Origin of the sequence: Mycobacterium sp. PO1 (assembly GCF_017312405.1) — a bacterium.
Taxonomy (GTDB): Bacteria; Actinomycetota; Actinomycetes; order Mycobacteriales; family Mycobacteriaceae; genus Mycobacterium.
Map to the genome: position 1 here is coordinate 1 of NZ_BLTG01000088.1, position 6,903 is coordinate 6,903.

At 63.5% G+C, this 6,903-nt stretch carries 4 protein-coding genes and 1 pseudogene; 1 reads left to right on the top strand and 4 read right to left on the bottom strand.

Annotated elements, in window-relative coordinates:
• Positions 1-205 precede the first annotated feature (205 nt).
• From J3476_RS23920 to J3476_RS23935, 4 genes are all read right to left on the bottom strand, one after another.
• The gene (locus J3476_RS23920) at positions 206-1,666 is read right to left on the bottom strand and encodes an aldehyde dehydrogenase family protein (RefSeq protein WP_207068816.1); all 1,461 of its coding nucleotides are present in this window, start codon (positions 1,664-1,666) and stop codon (positions 206-208) included.
• Positions 1,667-1,860: 194 nt separating this feature from the next.
• Entirely contained in the window at positions 1,861-2,151 is a 291-nt protein-coding gene (locus tag J3476_RS23925; protein ID WP_011767827.1) for a ferredoxin family protein, read from the bottom strand.
• Positions 2,148-3,920: an FAD-binding protein gene (locus J3476_RS23930; protein ID WP_011559041.1), complete on the bottom strand. Its 1,773-nt coding sequence runs from the start codon at positions 3,918-3,920 to the stop codon at positions 2,148-2,150. Before J3476_RS23930 ends, J3476_RS23925 begins: the two co-directional genes overlap by 4 nt.
• 122 nt (positions 3,921-4,042) lie before the next feature.
• Positions 4,043-4,552: an aromatic-ring-hydroxylating dioxygenase subunit beta gene (locus J3476_RS23935; RefSeq protein ID WP_011559047.1), complete on the bottom strand. Its 510-nt coding sequence runs from the start codon at positions 4,550-4,552 to the stop codon at positions 4,043-4,045.
• A 301-nt stretch (positions 4,553-4,853) separates the two neighbouring features.
• Between J3476_RS23935 and J3476_RS23940 the strand changes: the two are divergent.
• Positions 4,854-6,159, top strand: a pseudogene (locus J3476_RS23940) (IS256 family transposase).
• The last annotated feature ends 744 nt before the right edge of the window (positions 6,160-6,903 follow it).

Genomic DNA, 6,903 nt, shown 5'->3' on the forward strand with positions numbered 1-6,903 from the left:
CTATTGGCGGTCTCTACGTTAGGAGGGTCGAATCGCCGCGAACGTTGGGCCGGAATGGATCATTAATGGGGGCATCCCTGCCGAAGCACGCGCCGCCACGCCTTCACACCGTCGGCGAAGTTACCTGTATGCATCGATACCGCCGCGTCGTCGTCGCTGATCTACGACCGTGACGCTTATGTGTTGGTCAGGCTCCCCGCCGGACTCAGGACAGCGGAGGGCCTGGCGGCCCGATGCGACGGCTGATTGTTTGTAATTCGGTGTAGGAATCCAGGCTGGCTGGAGAGAATTCGCGTCCCAAGCCGCTCGCTTTCGCCCCGCCGAAGGGTGCGCGGGGGTCGAGGGAGGTGAAGGTGTGGCTGTTGATGAAGACGGAGCCGGTGTCGAACCGACGGCCGAGCAGGAACGCCCGCTCTTCATCTGACGTCCAGATCGAGGCGGCAAGCCCGTATTGCGATTGATTCACGAGCCGGATCACGTCGTCGAGTTCGTCGTATTTCAGCACGGGCACTACCGGGCCGAACTGTTCCTCTTCGACGATTGCGAGGCGGGGATCAGCCTCAGTGACCACGCTGGGCATCATGAAGTGGCCGTGGTCCCAGGCCGCCGAATCGAGCCGCTGCCCGAGGGTGGTGACGGTCGCGCCGCTCGAGCGCGCGTCGTCCACGATCTTCTCGACGAGGTTCTTCTGCTGAGCGTTGTTCAGCGGCCCCATGGTGACTCGGGGGTCGTCGCCGGGCCCGACGACGATTTCATCCACGGCGGCTGAGAACGCTTCCACGAAGCGGTCGTGGATGCGGGTCGGCACGTAGATACGTTTGAGACCGAAGCACACCTGGCCGGTGGTCCCGAACGCGCCTTTTACGATCTGCCGCATAGTCTCGGGCGAGAGGTCGACGTCGTCGAGGAGGATCGCAGGGTCGTTTCCGCCCAGCTCGAGCGTCACCCTCTTGATGTCGCGCGCGGCCGCGGCCATAACTTTGCGCCCGGTATCGATGCCGCCGGTGAAACCAATCTTGCGAATTCTCGGGTGAGCGACGAGTGCTTCTCCGACCGCGTCGCCTCCGGTGACCATGTTGAGCACGCCCGGAGGGAAGTGCTGTTGGAGGGCTCGGACGACTTCGGCGAGAACCAACGGGGAGCTTGCCGCCGGCTTCAAGACGACTGTGTTGCCGGCGACGAGCGCGGGCGCCAGCTTCATGAATGCCAGGACCACCGGGAAGTTCCACGGCGTGATGGCGGCCACCGGCCCGATTGGGCGGCGGCGGATGAGGGTCGTGCCCCCGGTGTCGCGAATCTGTTGGTCCGCAAGGATTTCAGCCGAAATGCCTGCGGTGTAGCCGCAAATGCCCGACGCGAATTCGAGGTCGACGTGCGACTCTTCGAGGATCTTTCCGTTCTCCCGGCTCAGGATCGGCGCATATTCCTCGATCATGTCGTGGATCGTGCCTGCAGCGGCAAGTAGTGCTCCCTGGCGTTCTTCCAGGGGCCGCGATGACCATTCTGGGAACGCCATTGCAGCAGCTGCGACCGCTTCGTCGACCTGCCCGGGTGCGGCGTCTGGGACCGAACCGAGCAGTACCCGGATATCAGCCGGGCTGACGACGTCGATCGTCCGGTCGGACGTTTCCTCACGTCCGTCGATGATGAGGTTTGCGCTGATCATGCCGAAGTCCTAACTTTCCTGCGGGGAACGGTGGATTTGTAGGAGCCATGTCTGGATCATCGAAGGATCGCCCGGCGACCCGGGTAAGTGCCGAATCCGGCGCCGTCCGCATCGGGCAGCCATCATCGCCTGACCCCGCAGCCTGAACCTCGCCGAAGCCGAACACGCCCCGGCTCGCGCTACTCCGATGGACATCAAGTTTTCTTTTCGTCGGGCGGAGCGTCGCGGCTGCCGTCGAGGGGCTCTACGCCCGGGAGGAAGGGGTCGGGGATCACTAGTGCGTGGCTGACAACGATCGCGTCCACGTGGCAATCGATTGCGCACAACCGACAGGAATGACAGTCGTTGGGGTAGATGATCTTGGCTCGCCACTTGGTCGTGGACCACGGTTCGTCGCCCTCCACCAGCCGGATCACCCCGGTTGGGCAGCTGTCGATGCAGACGTTGCACCCGTCGCACGTTGTTTCGTCGATGCTTTCGATCACTGAACCGCCGCCTCCTCACGGTAGCCTTGCGGCACGGTATATGGACTTGGATGGCGGCCGGGCGGGGCCTGCACCGGCCACGACTGGATCGGCAGGTCGCGTTCGCTGAACTGCAGATCGAATTCACCGCCGCTGCCCCGGCGCACGAGCAGCCACTTCAGCCACTCATCGTTGTCGGCGTAGGGGTAGTCGATACGAAACAGCTCCCCGCGACTTTCGGTGCGCCGCTTCATCGCCTCACAGGTGATGATCGCCAACGTCAGGTATGCGCGCACCTCATGCGCCTTCTTAAGTTCTTGATAGTCCGGCGCGAAAACGTAACGCAGTACCCGATCCCGGATCCGGTACAGCTCAGCGAGCGCTGAATCGATCCGTGCCTCCGACTTGAACAATGCGAATGCCGGATTGGCCGTCGCCTCGCCGATGGCTTTCCACACATCAACCGGCCGGACCTGCCGCAGCCGACGCATCGGCGCGAAATACTCCGCGAAGCTCTCCTGCGCCTGGTTCTCCCACACACTGCGCGCTACCGCGTGACCGCCGCGCGCCGCCGCCGCAGTGCCCGCCCGGTACCCCGCAACAGCGGAGAAGCTCGAGATCCCGCTGCCAGAAATTCCCGACATCAAATGCGGACACGCCGTGCCATACCCGGCCGCGTACAGGCCGGGCACTGTGGTGGCTCCGTCCAGGTCGATCGTGGGACCGCTGGTGCTGCTCGTGCCGAGCACGATGAACGGGGTCACCTCCAGCAGGTCAGTGGAGGGATCGACCTCAAACTCGGTAAAGGCGCGCCGCACCGTCGGAGACACTTCATACAGCACCTCTAGATCCGCCTGTGGTACGTGACGCAAGTCGAGATAGCACGGCCCTCGGCCCTCGACCATCTCGGTCATGATCGCGCGCGCGATGGTGAACAACCCGCCCTTATCGCCCCAGATCGGGTCATAGCGGTCCATGAAGTACTCGCCCGCCGCGTTGCAGAACTTGCCACCGATCCCCTGAATCTTGGCTTGACCCGGTGTGAAGAATGACCGATTGAAGTAACTCCAGGCAGCGAACTGGCCGAATTCCATGCCGGCGAACTCAGCACCCACTCGCCACGCAGCCACATGACCTTCCCCGCTGCAATGGTCGGCGAACGCGTAATGCAGCTTGGGGTACCAAGGGCCGGTGTTGAGGATGACGCTGCCCGCCGTGAAGACATGACACTGGCCAGTGACAACATTTACCCCCACCGCACCACACACCGCACCAGCGGTGGGCCGACACCCGTCGGTGGTCAGCAGATCGATCACATCGACCCGCTCGAACAGTCGCACCCCCGCCGCTTTCATCCTCTCCTTGAGGATCTCCATACACACGCGACCATCCACACCCAGCGTCGTGCCAAGGTTGTGGCCGCGGACCGTCACATACTTCAGCGACCCATCCTCATGAGTGGAATAGGGCACACCCCACTCGATCTGCTCGTTAACCCTGTCATAGGCCTCGGCTATGTACTGCTGCACCCAATCCTGATCGGCCAAATAATTGCTGCCCACCACGAACTCGCGCGCCCACTCCGTCATCTCCTCACCCTGCACCCGGTGATCAGGGGCGTATTGGCTGTGGACATACGTCATCGGCCCTGCCCGAGACACCACCGCTTTCTCCACCAGAATCACCGACGACCCCAACTCCGCGGCCCGTAGTGCTGCCCGCACTCCGCCAATTCCCCCACCCACTACCAAGACGTCGCATTCTTGGACCGACACATCCAGGTCACCCATAACGCCAGTCACGCCTTCACCAACATCTCGATCAAGTCCGTCTCGCTTGTTTCGGTGGTCATATGGTTGGACCCTTTCTGGAATCGGCGATATCCACGCGGAGGTGGTGAACGGAGCTGGCCCTACAGGACTACCGACAGGTTGTCGATAGGCAACGTCGAGTGGTCGAGCAACACCTCGCGCCGAGCCAGCCGCAGCGAATCGTCGGTGCGGCGCAACACGTCGACGCGTTCGGCCGAGAGCAACTCCCACCGGCCGCTATCTCCGCGGCTGCGGAAGAACAACAGATTCGAGCGCACGGTCAACTCATCAGCCTCCGGTCCGGCAACCGTGCGGATGTTGGACACGAAGTGCCGGGTCCGCGACCGAGGTGACTCCGCCCACGAGAAATCCGTCTCGCCCCGGAGGACCCGCATCTCCAAACCCGTGTAGTCGTCGTTCCAATGCGCGATCGCGCCCACCCAACCCGCGGAATCCTCACGGGTGGTGCGCACCGGAACCACATACCGGATGTCGGGGTCGAGCAGACCCAACCATTCCCGGAACTGCCCCCCATCGAGTAGCTCCGCCTCCCGGAACATGAACGCCTCGACAGCCTCACGGGTATCCCGATCGACCGCGACCGCGTTCATCAAATCGAACTCCTCGACCAGCCCATCAACACTCACTCTCTATTCTGCTGAACAGATGCATCCTCCGCTGTAGAGAATGCTAGATACGTCACACCGGCCCGTCAAGACAACATCTCCGAATGAACCACGACCAAAACGGCGCGCAACTAATGATGACGCTGCACAACCGATCTGGACGCGAGCTCACGTGGCGCCTCCATCGGATGCGCAATGCCCGGGCGCCTGGCGCGTCGGGACTGTCGCGGTAACGGTGTAAACGGCCTGATCGGCCCCGGTGTGTCGGGGCCGGAAAGGTCGCGTGATGACCGAAACTGTCGTGGCTGTGGAGCCATCGCAGAATCCCGATGATGAGGCCGCCGTGGCGGCGGTTGATGTCCCGGATAGCGGTGAGGTCGACGAGCTCGAGGTTGCCCGGGAGTTGGTACGCCAGGCCCGCGAGGCCGGCGTATCGCTGCCCGGTCCGGGCGGGTTGCTCNNAGACCGCTCTGGACGAGGAACTGTCCGAGCACCTGGGCTATGACCGTCACGATCCGGCTGGGTATGGCTCGGGCAACTCCCGCAACGGAACCCGGGCCAAGACCGTACTGACCGATGCGGGCGGGCAGATCGAGATCGAGGTGCCGCGCGACCGCGCCGGCAGCTTCGAACCCCAGATCGTCCAGAAGCGCCAACGTCGCCTGACCGATGTCGACGAGGTGGTGTTGTCGCTGTATGCCCGCGGGCTGACCACCGGCGAGATCAGCGCCCATTTCGCCGACATCTACGGCGCGTCGGTGTCCAAGGACACGATCAGTCGGATCACCGACCGCGTGGTCGAGGAGATGACCGTGTGGCACACCCGCCCGCTGGAACGCGTGTACGCCGCGGTGTTCATCGACGCCCTGCACGTCAAGATCCGCGACGGCCAGGTCGGCCCCAGGCCCATCTACGCCGCGATCGGGGTGGATCTGGCCGGGCATCGTGACGTGCTGGGCATGTGGGCCGGCGAGGGCGATGGCGAGTCAGCCAAATACTGGCTGGCGGTACTCACCGAGCTGAAGAACCGCGGGGTGGCCGACATCTTCTTCCTGGTCTGCGATGGCCTCAAAGGCTTACCGCAGTCGGTGGGCGCGGTGTTCCCCGACACTGTGGTCCAGACGTGTGTCATCCATTTGATCCGTGGGACGTTCCGCTATGCCGGGCGCCAGCACCGCGACGCCATTGCCAAGGCGTTGCGGCCGATCTACACCGCGGTCAACGCTGAGGCTGCAGCGGCAGCGCTGGACGCATTCGAGGCCCAGTGGGGTAACCGCTACCCGGCGGCGATTCGATTGTGGCGCAACGCGTGGAGTGAGTTCATTCCATTCCTGGACTACGACACCGAGATAAGGAAGGTGATCTGTTCGACCAATGCTATTGAATCGTTGAACGCCCGCTACCGCCGCGCCGTGCGGGCCCGCGGTCATTCTCCCACCGAGCAGGCGGCGCTGAAGTGCCTATACTTGGTCACCCGGTCGCTGGACCCGACCGGGACCGGACAGAAGCGATGGACCATACGCTGGAAACCAGCCCTGAACGCCTTCGCGATCACCTTCGCCGACCGCATGCCGGGCAGCGAAACCACCTAACCGAAGATGCCGCTTACACCGTTAATCTGACGGACCCGGCGCGTCACCTTATGTAGACGAGATCACGCTAAGTCCTGGCGAATCAGGCATTTACGAGGCGTTCGGCAGGCTGCGGCAGTGCACGCAAGATCGCGACTGGACGTGTTGATCTCTTTGACCGACTTGCCTTTGCGCCGGGGCCGCCAGCCCCGCAATGGCCGAGGTCTGTGGCGATGTCGTCGTGCTGTCGGTGCCCTGTTATGAACATTCGGCCGCGGGGCGCGGGAACAAGAGCACGCGCGGCGGTCGTTGCCGCTATTGTCCGACGAACACCCCGGTGGCGGGCGTTAGCCGACTCCACTCCCCCGATCGCCCGGGTCGGCAGGCGATGCCGATTGTCGCGCCTATGGGTTCGGACATCTCCAAGTGATCGCCGGCATGGTCCCTGGCAGACCGCCCGTGGCGCTTGTGACTTGTGACATGCTCGCCGTGGCCACGGCCGCGAAAACGCTTGTGGCGCAGACCATCTGTGTGCTCGGCGACGCGTTGGCTCGGGTGCGACTTCCTATCTTGACGCTGCTCTCGATCGCAATCCTGACTGGCTGACCTATCATCGCGCAACGGGCTCTTGGAGAAGCCCATCAGATCGGTGGTCGCGAGCAGGCGGCATTGTTCAACCTCGCCGCCGTCGCATTGCTCGGCGCTTGGCAGTCCTGCCCGAAGTTCAGTCGCTGCTGAGTGGGCTGGCGACGTTGGCGACAGACC

Excerpts from the sequence above, each read along its gene's own strand:
- J3476_RS23920 (WP_207068816.1), bottom strand. The coding sequence starts at position 1,666 with ATGATCAGCGCAAACCTCATCATCGACGGACGTGAGGAAACGTCCGAC.
- J3476_RS23935 (WP_011559047.1), bottom strand. The coding sequence starts at position 4,552 with ATGAACGCGGTCGCGGTCGATCGGGATACCCGTGAGGCTGTCGAGGCG.
- J3476_RS23930 (WP_011559041.1), bottom strand. The coding sequence starts at position 3,920 with ATGGGTGACCTGGATGTGTCGGTCCAAGAATGCGACGTCTTGGTAGTG.